Source organism: Clostridium caldaquaticum (assembly GCF_023806125.1).
GTDB lineage: Bacteria > Bacillota > Clostridia > Clostridiales > Clostridiaceae > Clostridium_AT > Clostridium_AT caldaquaticum.
Window position 1 is genome coordinate 13081 of the sequence record NZ_JAMSKT010000005.1, and the last position, 17078, is coordinate 30158.

Here is a 17078-nt window from a genome sequence, read left to right on the forward strand (position 1 = left end):
GGAGGTATAAATTATGAAAATATTATTTGTAGCTTCAGAGGCACATCCTTTTATTAAAACAGGGGGGCTTGGAGATGTTGCCTATGCACTTCCAAAGGCACTTAGAAAACTGGGCTTAGACGTAAGAGTCATTCTACCTAAGTATTCTATTATAGATGAAAGCTATAAGAAAAAAATGCTTCCTCTTGCAACCTTTAATGTACCTGTTGGCTGGAGAAATCAATACGGAGGCTTGCAGTACTTTGAGCAGGACGGAATTCCCTTTTACTTTATAGACAACGAGTACTATTTTAACAGAGATGAAGCTTACGGATTTTATGATGATGGTGAAAGATTTTCTTACTTCTGCAGGGCAGTTTTAGAAGCAGTAAATTACATGATAGATTTCACTCCCGATATCATTCATTTAAATGATTGGCATACTGGAATGATTTCACCTATTATGAATGAACATTTTAAATATAGTCCAAGATTTCATAACATAAAAACAATTTTTACCATACACAATCTTAAATACCAAGGTATTTTCCCAAAAGAAATTTTAGGAGATTTATTAAATTTAAGTAATGATTACTTTAGAGATGATAAACTAAAATACTATGATGGAGTTTCTTTTATGAAGGGCGGCTTAAACTTTTCACACAAGATAAGTACTGTAAGCAAAGCCTATGCAGAAGAAATTAAAACTTCCTTTTATGGTGAAGGACTTCACGGACTTCTTCAAATAAGGAGTAACGATTTAATCGGAATAGTAAATGGTATAGACACAGAAATTTTTAATCCTAAAACTGATGCAGAATTATACTTTAACTATGATTATACTGATATATATGGAAAAACTAAAAATAAGCTAGAGCTTCAAAAAAGCTTAGGACTTAATGTAGATGAAAATATACCAATGATAGGTATGGTTACAAGACTTACTGGACAAAAGGGGCTTGATTTGGTAGCTCATGTTATGGAAGAGCTTCTGAAATTAAATCTTCAGTTAGTAGTTTTAGGTACCGGCGAGAAAAAGTATGAGGATATGATTAAATACTATGCCGGATTAGCTCCTCAAAAATTGTCTGCCAATATAACTTTTAATAATACTTTAGCTAAGAGAATTTATGCTTCTTCAGATATTTTCCTAATGCCTTCTTTATTTGAACCTTGCGGCATAGGTCAGCTTCTAGCTCTTAGATATGGAAGTCTGCCTTTAGTCAGAGAAACAGGAGGCCTTAAAGACACAGTTTTTTCATATAATGAATATACTAATAATGGTAACGGTTTTTCCTTTGCAAATTATAACGCTGATGATATGTTATATACTATAAAAAGAGCTTTAAACTTCTATAAAAATAAAGAGGTTTGGAATAACCTTGTGAAAAATGCCATGATGGAGGATAATAGCTGGAGAAAATCTGCACAAGAGTATAAAAACTTATATTCTTCTCTTTTGTAAAAATCATTTTGTTATCGGATATCCTATGGTAGACAGCATTCTTTGCTGTCTACTGCATTTAAGGAGGTAGTAAATTGAAGTTAAATAAAGAAAAATTCAAATCAGACTATAAAAGAAAACTATTAAACACCTTTGCTGAAGAAATTAAAGATGCATCAAAGCTTCATAAATATTTTGCACTTGGAGGTCTTGTAAGAGACTATGTAACTTCAAACTGGGTAAATACAACCAAATATTATAAAGAAAGAGGAGAAAAACAAGTTTACTATTTTTCTATGGAATTCTTGATAGGCAGGCTTCTTGTCAGCAATCTTTTAAATCTTGGCATAAGAGATGTATGTTTTGAAGGGCTTAAAGATTTAGGAATAGACTTAAATGAACTTGAAGAGGTAGAAAATGATGCAGGACTTGGAAATGGAGGTCTTGGAAGGCTTGCAGCCTGTTTTTTAGATTCCATGGCTTCTCTTGGAATACCTGGCCATGGCTGCGGTATAAGATACAAATACGGCCTTTTTGAACAAAAAATAGTTGATGGCTATCAGGTTGAAATACCTGATAATTGGCTTAGAGAAGGAAATGTATGGGAAATAAGAAAAGAAAATAAAGCTGTGGAGGTTAAGTTTGGCGGTAGAATAACTTCTACTTACGAAAATGGAAGGCTTACATTTATACATCACGATTATGAAGCTGTAAAAGCAGTTCCCTACGACACTCCTATCGTTGGCTATGATAAAAATACCGTAAATACTTTAAGACTTTGGAGTGCTGAACCTATAGATGAAGGCTTTGACTTTTCAACCTTCAGCCGTGGAGACTATGTAAAAGCACAAGCTTATAGAGCTTCTGTAGAATCTATCTCCCAGGTTCTATATCCTGACGACAGCAACAGAGAAGGAAAACTATTAAGACTTAAACAACAGTATTTCTTTGTAAGTGCAGGCCTTCAAAGCATAATAAGAAGCTATAAAAAAGCTGGCTTTTCAATAAAAGACTTTCATAAGCATAATGCAATCCATATAAATGATACCCATCCTTCTGTAGCTGTAGCTGAACTTATGAGAATTCTCTTAGATGAAGAGCTTCTATCTTGGGAGGAAGCTTGGCATATAACAACTAATAGTATGGCCTATACTAACCATACCATACTTGCAGAAGCACTTGAAAAATGGCCTGTAGATATGTTTAGAGAACTTCTGCCAAGAATTTATATGATTATTGAAGAAATAAATAGAAGATTTTGTGAAGAATTATCTAGAAAATACGTAAATCAAGGCGGTAAAATAAACAGTATGTCTATAATTCAAGACGGCTTAGTTAAAATGGCTCACCTTTCCATAGTAGGCAGCCATTCTGTAAACGGAGTAGCAAAGCTTCACACCGAAATATTAAAACATCAGGAGTTGTCTAACTTTTATGATTTTTACCCGGAAAAATTTAACAATAAAACTAACGGTATAACTCATAGAAGATGGCTTTTAAAAGCTAATCCAAAGCTAGCTTCACTTATTAATGAAACTATAGGCATTAATTGGATTAAAGCTCCTATAGAATTAAATAGATTGGAGAGCTATAAAAATAACAAAGGTTTCCAAGACAAAGTTTATGATATTAAAAGACAAAATAAAATCCAATTTTCAAACATGGTTAAAAGCAAATACGGCATAAGCCTAGATCCTAATTCTATATTTGATGTACAGGTAAAAAGGCTTCATGCTTATAAAAGGCAAATGCTCAATGTACTTCACATAATGCATTTATATAATCAGCTTAAGGAAAATCCTAACCTGGATATAGTTCCAAGAACCTTTCTCTTTGGAGCTAAGGCTTCACCAAGCTATCATTTAGCAAAACAGATTATTAAGCTTATAAACAGCGTTGCCAGCAAAGTAAATAGTGACCCTCAAATAAATGGAAAGCTAAAAGTACTGTTTCTTGAAAATTACAGTGTATCCTTAGCTGAAAAAATCATTCCTTGTGCTGATGTAAGCGAACAAATTTCCACAGCCTCAAAGGAAGCTTCAGGAACAGGAAACATGAAATTTATGATGAATGGAGCTATAACCATAGCCACATTAGACGGAGCAAATATTGAAATAAAGGATGCTGTAGGAGAAGATAACATCATTCTCTTTGGTCTTAAAGCAAGCGAAGTTCTAAGCTACCATAAATACGGCGGTTATTCTTCCTGGGATATATACAACAATGATATAAGAGTAAATAAACTGCTGAATCAGCTTGTAGATGGCTCTTTAGCTCCTTCTCATTCTGAGTTTAAAAACATACACGAATCACTGCTTATGTTCAATGATGAATACTTTGTGCTTAAAGATTTTGATGCTTATGTTAAAGCTCAAGAAAAGATAGATGCTCTATATAGACAGAAATCAAAATGGCAGGAAATGTCCATAACTAATATTGCTCATTCTGGTATTTTCTCCAGTGACAATACTATCAGAGAATATTCTAAAGGTATTTGGGGCACTAAGGAGATAGATAATATTTCTATTTAAAAATGCTTAAAAGGCAGCACAAATCCCTGCTGCCTTTTATATTTACACTAAGTTTTAAGTTTAATTACTCCTCAAACTTAAAATCCTTAAATTTATCCTTTAATAAATCCCCCAAAGTTAAACCTTCAGACTTATCTCCAAGGAAGCCCTTAATTTCTTCTCTTTCCTCACTATGAGCTGCTTCTTTAATACTTAAGCTGAGCTTTTGACTCTTATCATCTATGGATAACACTTTAACCTTTACTTTTTGTCCAAGATTTAATACTGCTGATGGCTTAGTAACTCTTTCTTCAGCAATTTCAGAAATATGAACAAGTCCTTCAATCCCTTCTGCAATTTGAACAAAGGCACCAAAATCTGTAAGTCTTACTACAGTTCCTTCAACAATATCGTTTTCCTTAAACTTAGCTGCAACGCTGTTCCAAGGATTGTCTGAAACTTCTTTAAGTCCTAAAGAGATTCTTCCCTTTAACTTGTCAAAATCAATTACATATACCTCTACCTTATCCCCTACTTTAACTACTTCAGAAGGATCTAAAATTCTCTTCCAAGAAAGGTCCTGATTATGAATAAGTCCATCTACTCCGCCTAAATCGACGAAAGCTCCAAACTTAGCAAGTCTTGTAACAACTCCACTTCTTCTTTCTCCCTTTTTAAGTGAAGCCCACACTTTATCCTTTGCTGCTTCTGCTTCAGCCTTTTCTACTTCTTTTCTGGAAAGCACAACTTTCTTTTTATCTTTATCAAGTTCTATAACCTTTACATCCAAAGTTTTTCCAACAAAACTCTTTAAATCTTCAACATATTTTAAAGCTAGCTGCGAAGCTGGTATGAAGGCTCTTACACCTTTAACATTAGCAGTTACTCCGCCTTTAACAACTTCATTAATCTTCACATTTATTGTTGTTCCTTCCTTTAAGGACTCTTCAAACTCATCCCAAACCTTATGCTCTTCAGCTTTAACCTTTGACAGTGCTACATTTCCTTCTCCATCATTAACTTCTAATATGTATACATAAATTTCGTCTCCAGGTTTTACAGCTTCCTTTAAATCCACTTCTTCATCATGGCTGAATTCTTCCTTTGATATAATACCATCAGCCATATATCCTATATTAACAAATACCGCATCATTAGTTGCTGAAATTACCTTTCCTTTTACTATATCGCCGCTATGTATTCTTTTCATGGAACCTTCTAAAGCATCCATAAAATCCTTCATTGATTCTTCACTCATGTTATTCACTCCTTAAATTTACGCAAAATATTTCGTCTTACAGACTAATAATATTTTACCACAAAAGTATCGCTTTCTAAACAAAATAATAACTTTACTTTTATAAATTAACCAAAAGTGGTAAAATATAAATAAATCTCTTTAAGAATAGGAGTAGATTAACAATGAATGATTTTAAAACTAATTTAGAAAAATACGCGAAACTTGCAGTAAAAATAGGAATCAATATACAAAAGGGGCAGACCTTAGTTATAAATGCCCCCCTTCCTGCTGCTGAGTTTGTTAGAGCTGCTGCCAAAAAAGCTTATGAAGCTGGAGCTAAAAATGTTCATGTTGAATGGGCTGACGAAGAAGTAACAAGAATAAAATATTTAAATGCACCAGATGAAGCCTTTACAGAATACCCTGTGTGGAAAGCTAAAGGCTTTGAGGAAATGGCTAAAAATGGTGCTGGATTTTTAAGCATATCCGCTTCAAACCCTGACCTTTTAAAAGGAGTAGACCCTGAAAGAATTGCAACTGCAAATAAAACTGCTTCAAAGGCACTTGAAGGCTATAGAAACTATGTTATGGCTGATAAGGCCTGCTGGTGCGTTATATCAGTTCCCACAAAAGAATGGGCTGCAAAAGTATTTCCAGAATTAAGCGCTGAAGAAAGCGTAGAAAAACTTTGGGAAAATATCTTCAAGGCAACAAGAGTTGATAGAGAAGATCCTGTTGCAGCCTGGAAAGAGCATACTAATAATTTAAATAAAAAGCTTGATTATTTAAATGGAAAAAGATTTAAAAAACTTCATTTTAAATCTTCTGTTACAGACTTAACTGTAGAGCTTGCTGAAAAGCATATTTGGGCAGGCGGAGGCTCAACTAGTGAAAGCGGTACATACTTTGTAGCAAATATGCCTACTGAGGAAGTTTTCACAATGCCTAAGAAAGATGGAGTTAATGGAGTTGTAAAGAGCACCAAGCCTCTTAATTACAGCGGTAATCTAATTGAAAACTTCACTTTAAAGTTTGAAAATGGTAAAATAGTAGACTTCTCAGCAGAAAAAGGCTATGAAACTCTTAAAAAGCTTATAGAAACCGACGAAGGTTCACACTACTTAGGAGAAGTTGCATTAGTACCTCATAATTCACCAATTTCAAATACAAATATAATCTTCTATAATACATTGTTTGATGAAAATGCTTCCTGTCATTTTGCTTTAGGTAAAGCTTATCCTACTAATCTTGAAGGAGGGGCTTCTATGAGCGAAGAAGAGCTTGTGAAAAATGGTGCTAATATGAGCCTGACTCACGTAGACTTTATGGTTGGCTCACCAGATTTAAATATAGACGGGGAAACAGCTGATGGGAAATTAGAACCTATCTTTAGAAATGGAAACTGGGCTTTTTAATTTTTATATTGTATAAACTCTCTGAGAAAGCAGGTTTTTTATTTGTTAAGTTTTATTGTTGCAATGAGTGAAAATTATGTTATAGGTAAGAATGGAAATGTTCCCTGGCATTTGCCTGCAGATTTGAAAATTTTTAAAGAAATAACCTCTTCAGGTACAAAAACAATGATTATGGGAAGAAAAACCTTTGAATCTTTACCTAAAGTTTTGCCTGGAAGAAAGCATATAATTTTAACTGGAAATAAAGACTATAAAGTAAATGATTCAAATATAGAAGTTATTCACAGCATAGATGAATTAACTCCTTACATTAACAGCTTTGAGGAATATTTTGTAATAGGTGGCGGCGAAATTTTTTCTCTTTTATTTCCTTATGTTAAACGCCTTTATCTTACAATAATTCACCATGATTTTGAAGGAGACACCTACTTCCCAAACTTTGATAAAAGTCAGTGGAAAGTAACAAAGCTTCATGAAGGCAAAATTGACGCAGATAATAAATATAAGCATACCTATTTACTTTTAGAATGGAAAGGTTGCTGAATAAAATAATTATTCAGCAACCTTTCACTCTACCCTGCTTACCTCTGAGAATTTTGTTTTAATTCTATTTCGAGTCATAGTAAACTTTTAATTTATGTTCAATTAAAGGTATACTTACTAATACAGCTATTACTTCTATAAATAGGTAAATAACAACCCACTCTTTTGATTTTTCAGGCAGTAATATTGTAAATATTACTATTGTACATGCCAATATTACTCCTATTTTCAAATTATAATTTCCTAATTGTTTATTGGCAAAATCCCATGCTTGTTGTGAAAGTTTTGATCTATTGGTTCTATATCCTATAAAAGAATTAATTTTTTTAAGATATCCCATTTTTAATATAGCTCCAGATATAATCATTATCAAAGGAATTATTAAATCTATTACAAAGTAAAATATATCCATTAATTCACCACCTAACTTGTATATACATCAAAATTAATTCTTGCTTAACATCAAATGTTATCAACTTCTAACACTTCTTCTTATTATATATATACTCTATATAAAGCAGCCTCATACCTTATAAAAGGCATGAGGCAAATATTTAAACATTTGGTACATTTATTCCGAAAAATATTTCAGTCATTTCTCTATCAAGCTTTTTTATTATATCTTCTCTTTCTTTTTTACTTAAATCTTCTTCTCTTATTTCAAAGAGATAGTTAGGAAGGTCTATATCCCTTAACCTCATCTTTGTATGAAAAATATTTGATTGATAGATATTCATATCTATAAGATTATACCTTTCAATCGTTTCTTTAGCTATAAAATTTTGTATTGAGTTTATATCATGGTCAATAAAATGTTTGCGGCCCTGAACATCTCTTGTAAAGCCTCTTACTCTATAGTCGATTGTTATAATATCAGAATCAAAACTATCTATAAGATAATTTAATGCCTTAAGCGGCGAAATCGTTCCACAAGTTGATACATCAATATCTACCCTGAAGGTACTTATATCATTTTGAGGATGACTCTCTGGATAAGTATGCACTGTTACATGGCTCTTATCAAGATGCCCTACAATATTTTCACGAGTAGGAGTTAAAATTCCCCTATTACAAGAAGGATCAAGTACATATAAAGGTACTTCTTCTTCAGAAATCAGGAGCGTAACACTTGCTCCCTGAGGGTCATAATCCTGTTTTGCTATGTTAAGCACACTTGCTCCTATAGTTTCTGTAACATTTTTAAGAATGTTTGTTAATCTTTCGGAGTTATACTGCTCATCGATGTATTCAATATACTTTTTGCGATCTTCTTCAGTTTTAGTGTAGCAAATATCATAAATATTAAAGCTTAATGATTTTGTGAGATTGTTAAATCCATACAACTTTAATTTTTCTTTATTCTCCTTCAATTTCATCCCTCGATTCTACACGAAAAATACCCACATTCTATAGTATATAACTTTTTTTATCGAAGTACAACCTTTCCATCCAATAAAATTATATTTATATAGGAACCTTCACTAAATTTCTTTTGAAGGTAGCTTTCAGCAATTTCATCTTCAATATATTTTTGTATAATTCTTCTAAGAGGTCTTGCTCCATACTTTTCATCATAACCTTCTTTTAGTATAAAGTCCTTTACTTCTTCTGAAACAGTTACAGTTATATTTTTTTCTTTAACTTCATCTATAACTTCTTTAAGCATTAAATCAACAATCTGATGTAACTCTTCTTTAGTTAAAGACTTAAATACTACAGTTTCATCTACTCTGTTTAAAAATTCTGGTCTAAAGAATTCCTTTAAAGCTTCCTTAACCTTATTTTCCAGTGCAATATAACTGCTTTGAGCAAATCCGATTCCACTACCCTTAAAGTTAGTCCCTGCATTAGAAGTCATTATTATAACAGTATTTTCAAAATAGACTGTTCTTCCCTGACTGTCTGTAAGCCTTCCATCTTCCAGTATCTGAAGCAGCATATTAAACACATCTGGATGAGCCTTTTCTATTTCATCCATAAGTATAACAGAGTAAGGTCTTCTTCTAACCTTTTCAGTAAGCTGTCCTCCCTCATCATAACCTACATATCCTGGAGGCGCTCCAATGAGCTTAGATACTGTATGCTTTTCCATATATTCAGTCATATCTATTCTAATAAGAGCTTCCTCACTTCCAAAGAGTTCTACTGATAAAGCCTTTGCAAGCTCTGTTTTACCAACACCAGTAGGTCCTACAAATATGAAAGAAGCTGGTTTTTTCTTTTTTCTAAAGCCCAATCTGTTTCTTCTTATAGCTCTAGATAAAGCTTTTATAGCTTCATGCTGTCCTATTACCCTTTTATGAAGTCTTTCTTCTAACTTCAAAAGCTTCTCCGCCTCTTCTTCTGTTATACTTTTTACAGGGATTTTAGTCCAAGCCTCTATAACATAAGCTATATCTTCTACTGTTAAATAAACTTCGCTGCATTCTTTTTCAAGTTTTGTTATCTTTTCTTGAATTCTAAATTCTTCTACTCTATATTGTGCAGCTTTTTCATAATCATTCTTTTCTGAAGCTTCTATCCTCTTATCCTCAAGAATCTGAAGTTCTTCCTTTAATGCCTCAAGCTCTACTAAACCCTTATTTTTAAGATTAGCTCTTGAGCTTGCTTCATCTATAACATCAATTGCTTTATCAGGCAGGAATCTGTCAGTTATATATCTTTCAGATAAATTTGCTGCAGCAGTTATAACCTCATCAGTTATATTAACCTTATGATAATCTTCATAGTAATGTTTAATACCTTTTAAAATTTCTATAGTTTCTTCAACTGTAGGCTCTTCCACAATTACAGGCTGAAACCTTCTTTCTAAGGCAGAATCCTTCTCAATATGCTTTCTATATTCTTCTAATGTAGTTGCACCTATAACCTGGATCTCACCACGAGCTAAAGCCGGCTTTAATATATTAGCTGCATTCATAGCTCCGCCCTGAGCCTCGCCAGCACCTAATATATTGTGAACTTCGTCTATAACTAAAATTATATTTCCGTTTTCCTTTGCTTCCTCTATTATAGATTTCATCCTGCCTTCAAACTGTCCTCTAAATTGAGTTCCAGCAACAACAGCAGTCAAATCCAGAAGATAAACTTCAGCATCAAAAAGCTTTGCCGGTACTTCCTTTTCAGCAATTCTTACAGCTAAACCTTCTGCAATAGCTGTTTTACCTACACCAGGCTCACCTATTAAAATAGGATTATTTTTTGTTCTCCTGTTTAATATTTGTATAACTCTATCAATTTCACGATGTCTTCCAATAACCTTATCTACCCTTTTTTCTAACGCTTTATCTGTTAAGTTTATTCCATAGGTATCTAAAAACTTTCTCTTAGTCTTTTTCTTTTCATTTTTATCCTTAGTCTTATCCTTACTGTTTACCTGTGAAGAACTATTTGTTCTTTCATCTTCTTTATTTAAATTTGCAGGCTCTGGGAAGGAGCCATTCATAAGATTCATAAACATATTACTGCTGTCAATAGAGTCTAAATCCATATCCTTAAGCATTTCATTCATCTGATTAGACAAATTTTCAACCTCTTCAGCATTCATACCTGTCTGTGCCATTAGCTGATCAATAACAGGAAGGCCCATTTTTTTAGCACAAGGCAGGCAAAGACCTACAGTCTCTGTTTTGCCAGCTCCGTCCATTTTAGCAGTAAATATTGTAGCTATATTTTTATTGCAAATAGAACATAATTTCATATTTTACCTCACTTTAATTCTCACTTGTTAATTTTAGTACAGATACCCAACTTTAAAATTTATAATAATCTTGTTTTATATTTGAATATCTATAATTAATAGTATATCTTATATTATAATTAATTTTAATAAATTATTCACTATAAAATAATTCTACTTCATTATCTTTTTATAACTTTTTAAGTAAAAATGTTTTTTATTTATATTGTTAGTATATTGAATACAAAAATATATACATATGACTTTTACATATATTTGTATATTTAAAATAACAAAAATCCTAGAAATCTAGGATTTTAAATATAAATAAACCTGAATATTAACTATTTTTTACATCTGGTAAAATCATATTAACTATAAGCTGTGCTAATTTGCCCTCATTCTCCGCCTTGTTAACAACATCTGCTGTTATAATGGAATTTTTAGAAATTATAACATTATTATTTTTATCAAATAAATCTTCTCCTGCAATTTTACCTACCAGATATTTATATCTTATATTATTAAAATCTTCCGCTATAAGTTTTGGTTCTATACTGCAATCCTCTTTGTTTTCTGTGTTTTCCTCTGTTTTAGTAATTTCACTTTCTGCAAAATCTTCTGCATCATCAATGGATAATGAAAACATACTCTCTCTTTCTTTAGGCTTAATTATTTCTTTTTTTTCAATGTTCTGCTTTAATTCTAACGGTTTAGTTTCTTCAGTCCTGTTAATTTCATTTAATATACCTTTATATGAATCTTTAGCATCTATAAATCTCTTAACCTTTTCATTGAAATTTTCACTTGAATCTAAAATATCATTTAGTAGGGAACCCAGCTGTTCTTGAGTATTTTTAATCGTATGATTAAACTCCTCTATCTTATTGTTAAATATTACTTCCTCTTGCTCATATACAGCTTTAATTTTTTCAGCCTCACTCATTATAAATTTATTTATAACAGTAATAGTATCTTCAGCTTTTAAAAGTGCAAAATTTATTAATTCTTCATTTTTCATTTGCTCTTCCAAATAAGATTTAAGCTCTTCTATTTCCTTTTTTAATTTCACATTTTCCATTTTTACATGAAGAATTTTATTTTTTAGTTTCTTTAGCTTTTCATATTGAGTATTTTTAAGTTTATCAACATATTTTTCTACTTCTTTCTTTTCATAACCAAAAATACATTTTCCTATCTCCAAAGCCCCCTCAGACATGACAATCCCCCTCTAATAATTAATCTTCTACTATAATTTTTATCTCAGACAAAAGCTTATTGATAGATGCTTTTATCTCTGCATTTTTACTTTTTTGACTTTCTAAAATATCTGTTTTTTCTTTTATCATTGTCTCAAGTTTTTTCTGTTCATCATATAATGAAGCAGCTGCTTGAATATAACTTTTGTATAATATATTTTGTAGTCTGTCTTTTGAGTCTTTATAAGAACTTATCTGCTTTTTTATATTTTCTAATTCTTCCTTAAGCATTTTATTTTCAGCAGCTACAGCATCAAATTCACTATTACTTTCTTTATATAATTTATCAAATTCAGCTTTTTCATTATTTATAAACTGCTTCACTTCATCTATCTTATATCCTAAAAATGCTCGTTTGAACTTCTCCCCCATAACAATATCCTCCATATTGTTTATTAAATCATTTAAATAATTTATTAATAATAATTATATAGACAAACTATATTTTTTTCAATGGAAAAAACCTCTTATCTATATAGACAAGAGGCTTATTTTTTAAAGCAGAAATATATTGTTTTTCTCACATTCTTCAATTATTTCATCAGTCCAAACAGAAGCCTGAACCTCTCCAACGTGAGCCTTTCTTAAAAAGAACATGCAGATTCTGGATTGACCTATTCCCCCTCCTATTGTATAAGGAAGAGTTTCATTTATAATTCCTTGATGATACTCTAAATTAATTCTATCCTCACAATCTGCAGCCTTTAACTGTCTAAGGAGTGCTTCCTTATCTACTCTAATACCCATTGAAGAAACTTCAAAAGCTCTTTCAAGCACTGGATACCAGAATACAATATCTCCGTTTAATGACCAATCATCATAATCTGGTGAACGACCATCATGTTTTTCACCTGATTTTAGGACATCTCCTATCTTCATAATGAAAACTGCACCTTTTTCCTTAGCTATAACATCTTCTCTTTCCTTTGGAGTAAGCTCTGGATGTCTATCTTCTAACTCTTCAGTTGTTATAAAATGAATTTCTTCAGGAAGTATTTTCCCAAATACAGGATAGTACGAATAAAGATATTCTTCTGTATCTTTAAAAACTTGATAAATATCCCTTACAACAGCTTTTAATGTATCTTCATTTCTCTGCTGCTTTAATATAACCTTTTCCCAGTCCCACTGATCTACATACATTGAATGAAGATTATCTAAATCTTCATCTCTTCTTATGGCGTTCATATCTGTATATAGTCCTTTTCCTGCTTCAAAACCATATCTTCCAAGCGCCATACGCTTCCACTTTGCAAGAGACTGCACAACTTCCAAGCTGCTTTCTTTTATAGCTTTAGCATCAAATACTACCGCTCTCTCTACACCATTTAAGTTATCATTTATACCTTTACCGCTTTTTACAAATATTGGTGCTGACACTCTTGTCAAATTCAATTTTTCAGAAAGGCTTCTTTCAAAATAGTCTTTTACAGTTTTTATTGCTATTTCAGTTTCTATAAGATTTAAATGAGATTTATACACTTTATAGCCCCCTTTATGCTTGTTTTTAAACAATTAATTAAATAACACTAATTATAATAATATAGCAATCCCTATTCTATTTCAAGTATATATGAAAGTTTAATTTTTGCGCCTTGCAAAATTTAAGTGCTGAATTTATTAAGAAACTTTAAAAAAATTTATAACCTGCAAGTTTACTCTGAAACTTTAAGAGATTCTATCATGTCAATCTTATCAAATCTCTTATACATAACTATATTTACTACTACAGAGAAAAATATTGTAAGTAAAATAGCATATAAGAAACTAGTTAGACTAATTTTTTCTAAAAACCTTATTACATTTGTTTCTGCAGTAGTTATAATAAACTTGTTAAGCAGTATTCCTGCTGGTATTCCTGCCAGACTGCCTATAATAGTTAGTATCATATTTTCTCTATATATATAAGCTGCCAGCTCATGGTCATAAAAGCCTAAAAGCTTAATAGTTGCAAGCTCTCTTCTCCTTTCTGTAATATTTATATTTGTAAGATTGTATATTACAACAAAAGCAAGAACACCTGCAGATACTATTAAAACCAGCACCACTGAGTCAATACTTTTCATGCTTTCATCATAGTGAACCTGTATATTGTTTTTAAACCCTACAGAATTAATACGGCTTATATCTTTTATTTTATTTGAAGTATTGTTTTGAGCCTCCTCAGATATGTCTTTAAGAAGTCCATAGAAACTATTGAAAGTTATATTATTTCCTGTTATCTTTTCATAATAAGCAGGACTCATATAAATATAATGCTGAATATACTGTTCCGTTACTTTAGAAACCTTAACTTCCACATCCTTGTCATCAATTGTAAGATGCATAATATCTCCTGCTTTTTTATTTATTATTTGGGAAAGCTTTGAAGTTAAAATAACTCCATCATCATCAAGTTTTAACTTCTTACCCTTCATAGTTAAGTTTATATATTTAGTAAATTCCTCTTTACTTTCAGGAACAACTACATATACATCCTGACCTTTTGAATTATCATTTTTAGCTGAACCATTTTTTGAATGAGTAAATAATATAGATTTTAAATTCGTATCTTTTAATGCTTTTTCTTTTATTTCATTTTTATCAGCTTTATTTATATCCTTGTCAAGATTTCCCTGCATATTATACAAATAAATTTTATTAAATTGAGTTTCTGTTGCCCCAATTATTCCTTCTTTAACTCCAAATCCCGATACAATAAGTCCAGTACAAGCAGCTATACCTATTACTGTCATGAAAAATCTCTGCTTATATCTAAAAATATTTCTAACTGTAACTTTCTTAGTAAAGCTTAATCTCTTCCAAATAAAGTTAATACTTTCAAGAAATATAGCTTTACCTGACTTTGGTGGTTTTGGTCTCATTAAAGAAGCCGGTACTTCTTTTAGCTCATCTAAAGTGGCTGCTACTGCCGCTACTGCTGTAAATAATATTGCAAGCAGAGAAGACTGCAGTGCAAGACTTGTATTAAAAGGTACTACTTTATCTGGAATAGTATAAAGTGAAGCATAAGCATTCATTATAAGAGGCGGAAACAATTTAAATCCAAAAGAAATACCGATGATACTTCCAATTACACTAGCACTTAGCGAGTAAATAAGATAGTGAGCTACTATAGAAGTTCTAGAATATCCTAAAGCTTTGAAAGTACCTATTTCTATTCTCTTCTCCTGAACCATCCTCGTCATAGTAGTAAGGCTTACTAAGGTTGCTACAAGAAAAAATATGAGCGGAAAGGCTTTTCCTATATTATCAATTCTGTCACTATCCTGTCTATAAGTCTCATAGCCTATATTTTCTGATCTTCCCAGAACATACCAGACAGGCTTTTTAATATCCTTAAGCTTATCCCTGTTTTTCTGGATTTCAGCTTCTGCTTCCTTAATCTTAGTATTTGCTTTTTCCTCTTCTGACTTTAACTTTTCAGTATTTGTATCTATTTCCTTTTGTCCATTCTCAAGTTTTTTTCTTGCGCTATTTAGCTGTGCTAATCCTTCCTTTCTTCCCTTGTTTAACTCTGCTTCATAAGCAGCAATTTTCTTCTTGCTTGCTTCTAGTTCTTCTATATCTTTATTAAGAGCAGCCTCACCCTCTTGAAGCTTTTTTTCATTTTCATAAATAAGCTTCCTTCCATTACTTATATCCTCTGCTGATTTGTCAAAATTATTTTTTAAATTTTCTATATCAAAATAAGCTTTTAAGCTCTCTAATTGATTTCCTGCCTTTAAGGCACTATATATGCTATCAAAATCTTTTCCTTTAATGGCATTTTCATAAAGCTGACTCAAAGCATTATACTGATATATAAAGGTTAAATTGTCTGGTTCTTTTTCCATCAGTTTTTTTGCATTTTCTACCTGAGATACAATAGCTGTGGAAATACTATTTGCCGCCTGTAATTTCCCTGCATTTAATTTTGCTTCGCCTTCATCAAGCTCTTTTTTACTCTCAGTCAACTGAAATTTTCCCATCTCCAGTTCCTTTTTTCTGGCATTTATTTCATTTTCTCCAGCTTCAATCTGCTTTTTTCCATCTTCTATCTGTTTTTTGCCATCTTCCATCTTTTGATTAAAAAAAGCCTCATTTTTCTTAAGTTCTTTTTTACCAAGAACTATTTTTTCTCTTGCATCATATAATTGTTTATATCCATCTGCAAATTTTTCTGCAGCTTCTTTTTTAAAATCATCTAATTTAGCTTGTGCCTCATCTATCTTATGGCTAGCCTCTTTTATAACCTCTGCATATCTTATCTCGTTTCTTGTAACTCCAAGGTCTTTAAGCGACTTTTTTATATTTTCTATTTGCTTTTCATAGCTTTTATTATCTAAAAGGCTATTTACAGACTCTAAACTTCCAGTTCTTACATAAATTTCTGTATAAACTTCACTTTTAAATACTTCTGGAAGTATATATACAAATCCTTTTACATTTCCATTACCAACAGAACTAAGCTGTCTTTGAGCTGATACATATAACGGAGATTCTGCTGTTCCGACAATTTTAAATTCATTAATTTTCAAATTATCATTTATATCTTTTTCTGTTCCAGACTTAATAACTATATTGTCTCCTAGATTTAGTTTGTTTTCTCTCAGAAACTTCTCTTCAACCACAGCTTCATTATCATTTTCTGGTCTTTTTCCCCGAACCATTCTTATACTATTTATACCGTCCTCAGCCGGCAGAGAATTAATGTTTAATACTAATTGACTTTTGCCTTTTTCCATAACTGCATCAATTGAATATGAACCCTCAGCCTTAATTACACCGCTTTGTTTCTCAGCTTCAGCTAAATCAGCTTTGGTAAGACCGAGAGTAGAAATCAACTTAAAATCCATAAAGTTATTTTTATTAAAATAAATATCTCCTGACATCTTCATATCGGGACTGGTAGCTCTTATACCTGAATAAAATGATACACCTACTGCTATAATTACCACTATAGATAGAAACCTGGAAAGGCTTTTTTTAATATCTCTAAATAAATTCTTAAAAAATGTCTTTTTCAT

At 31.7% G+C, this 17078-nt stretch carries 12 protein-coding genes; 4 read left to right on the forward strand and 8 right to left on the reverse strand.

Annotation, left to right across the window (positions count from 1 at the left end; genetic code table 11):
- Positions 1-13: 13 nt before the first annotated feature.
- Together glgA and M2651_RS04065 are read left to right on the forward strand one after the other, a co-directional pair.
- Positions 14-1444, forward strand: coding sequence for a glycogen synthase GlgA (glgA, locus tag M2651_RS04060; protein ID WP_252131064.1), 1431 nt, complete (start codon positions 14-16; stop codon positions 1442-1444).
- A gap of 74 nt (positions 1445-1518) precedes the next feature.
- Positions 1519-3954 (forward strand): glycogen/starch/alpha-glucan phosphorylase, encoded by a 2436-nt coding sequence (locus tag M2651_RS04065; protein ID WP_252131065.1) that lies wholly within the window; start codon positions 1519-1521, stop codon positions 3952-3954.
- Positions 3955-4018: 64 nt separating this feature from the next.
- On the opposite strand, the gene rpsA is transcribed toward M2651_RS04065, so the two are convergent.
- Positions 4019-5191 carry a 30S ribosomal protein S1 gene (gene rpsA, locus M2651_RS04070; RefSeq protein WP_252131066.1) on the reverse strand — a complete coding sequence of 391 codons (1173 nt, stop codon included), beginning with the start codon at positions 5189-5191 and terminating at the stop codon, positions 4019-4021.
- 164 nt (positions 5192-5355) lie between these two features.
- Here rpsA and M2651_RS04075 point away from each other — a divergent pair, with 164 nt between their 5' ends.
- Together M2651_RS04075 and M2651_RS04080 are read left to right on the forward strand one after the other, a co-directional pair.
- Positions 5356-6588, forward strand: a complete 1233-nt coding sequence (locus M2651_RS04075) for an aminopeptidase (RefSeq protein ID WP_252131067.1) — start codon at positions 5356-5358, stop codon at positions 6586-6588.
- 42 nt (positions 6589-6630) lie between these two features.
- Complete coding sequence (locus M2651_RS04080) at positions 6631-7131, forward strand: dihydrofolate reductase (protein ID WP_252131068.1); 501 nt, start codon at positions 6631-6633, stop codon at positions 7129-7131.
- A gap of 64 nt (positions 7132-7195) precedes the next feature.
- Here the strand turns inward: M2651_RS04080 and M2651_RS04085 are convergent, their stop codons facing one another.
- The 7 genes from M2651_RS04085 to M2651_RS04115 form a co-directional block, all read right to left on the reverse strand.
- On the reverse strand, positions 7196-7543 hold the full coding sequence (locus tag M2651_RS04085) for an SdpI family protein (protein WP_252131069.1): 348 nt from the start codon (positions 7541-7543) through the stop codon (positions 7196-7198).
- A gap of 142 nt (positions 7544-7685) precedes the next feature.
- Positions 7686-8501, reverse strand: a complete 816-nt coding sequence (speD, locus tag M2651_RS04090; RefSeq protein WP_491524969.1) for an adenosylmethionine decarboxylase — start codon at positions 8499-8501, stop codon at positions 7686-7688.
- Between the two features lie 56 nt (positions 8502-8557).
- A complete protein-coding gene (locus M2651_RS04095) occupies positions 8558-10831 on the reverse strand; it encodes an ATP-dependent Clp protease ATP-binding subunit (RefSeq protein ID WP_252131071.1) in 2274 nt (757 codons plus the stop codon).
- A gap of 319 nt (positions 10832-11150) precedes the next feature.
- Positions 11151-12029, reverse strand: a complete 879-nt coding sequence (locus M2651_RS04100) for a hypothetical protein (RefSeq protein ID WP_252131072.1) — start codon at positions 12027-12029, stop codon at positions 11151-11153.
- A 19-nt stretch (positions 12030-12048) separates the two neighbouring features.
- Positions 12049-12441 (reverse strand): DivIVA domain-containing protein, encoded by a 393-nt coding sequence (locus M2651_RS04105; RefSeq protein ID WP_252131073.1) that lies wholly within the window; start codon positions 12439-12441, stop codon positions 12049-12051.
- A 123-nt stretch (positions 12442-12564) separates the two neighbouring features.
- Positions 12565-13551, reverse strand: a complete 987-nt coding sequence (gene asnA / locus M2651_RS04110; RefSeq protein ID WP_252131074.1) for an aspartate--ammonia ligase — start codon at positions 13549-13551, stop codon at positions 12565-12567.
- A gap of 173 nt (positions 13552-13724) precedes the next feature.
- Positions 13725-17078 carry an ABC transporter permease gene (locus M2651_RS04115; protein ID WP_252131075.1) on the reverse strand — a complete coding sequence of 1118 codons (3354 nt, stop codon included), beginning with the start codon at positions 17076-17078 and terminating at the stop codon, positions 13725-13727.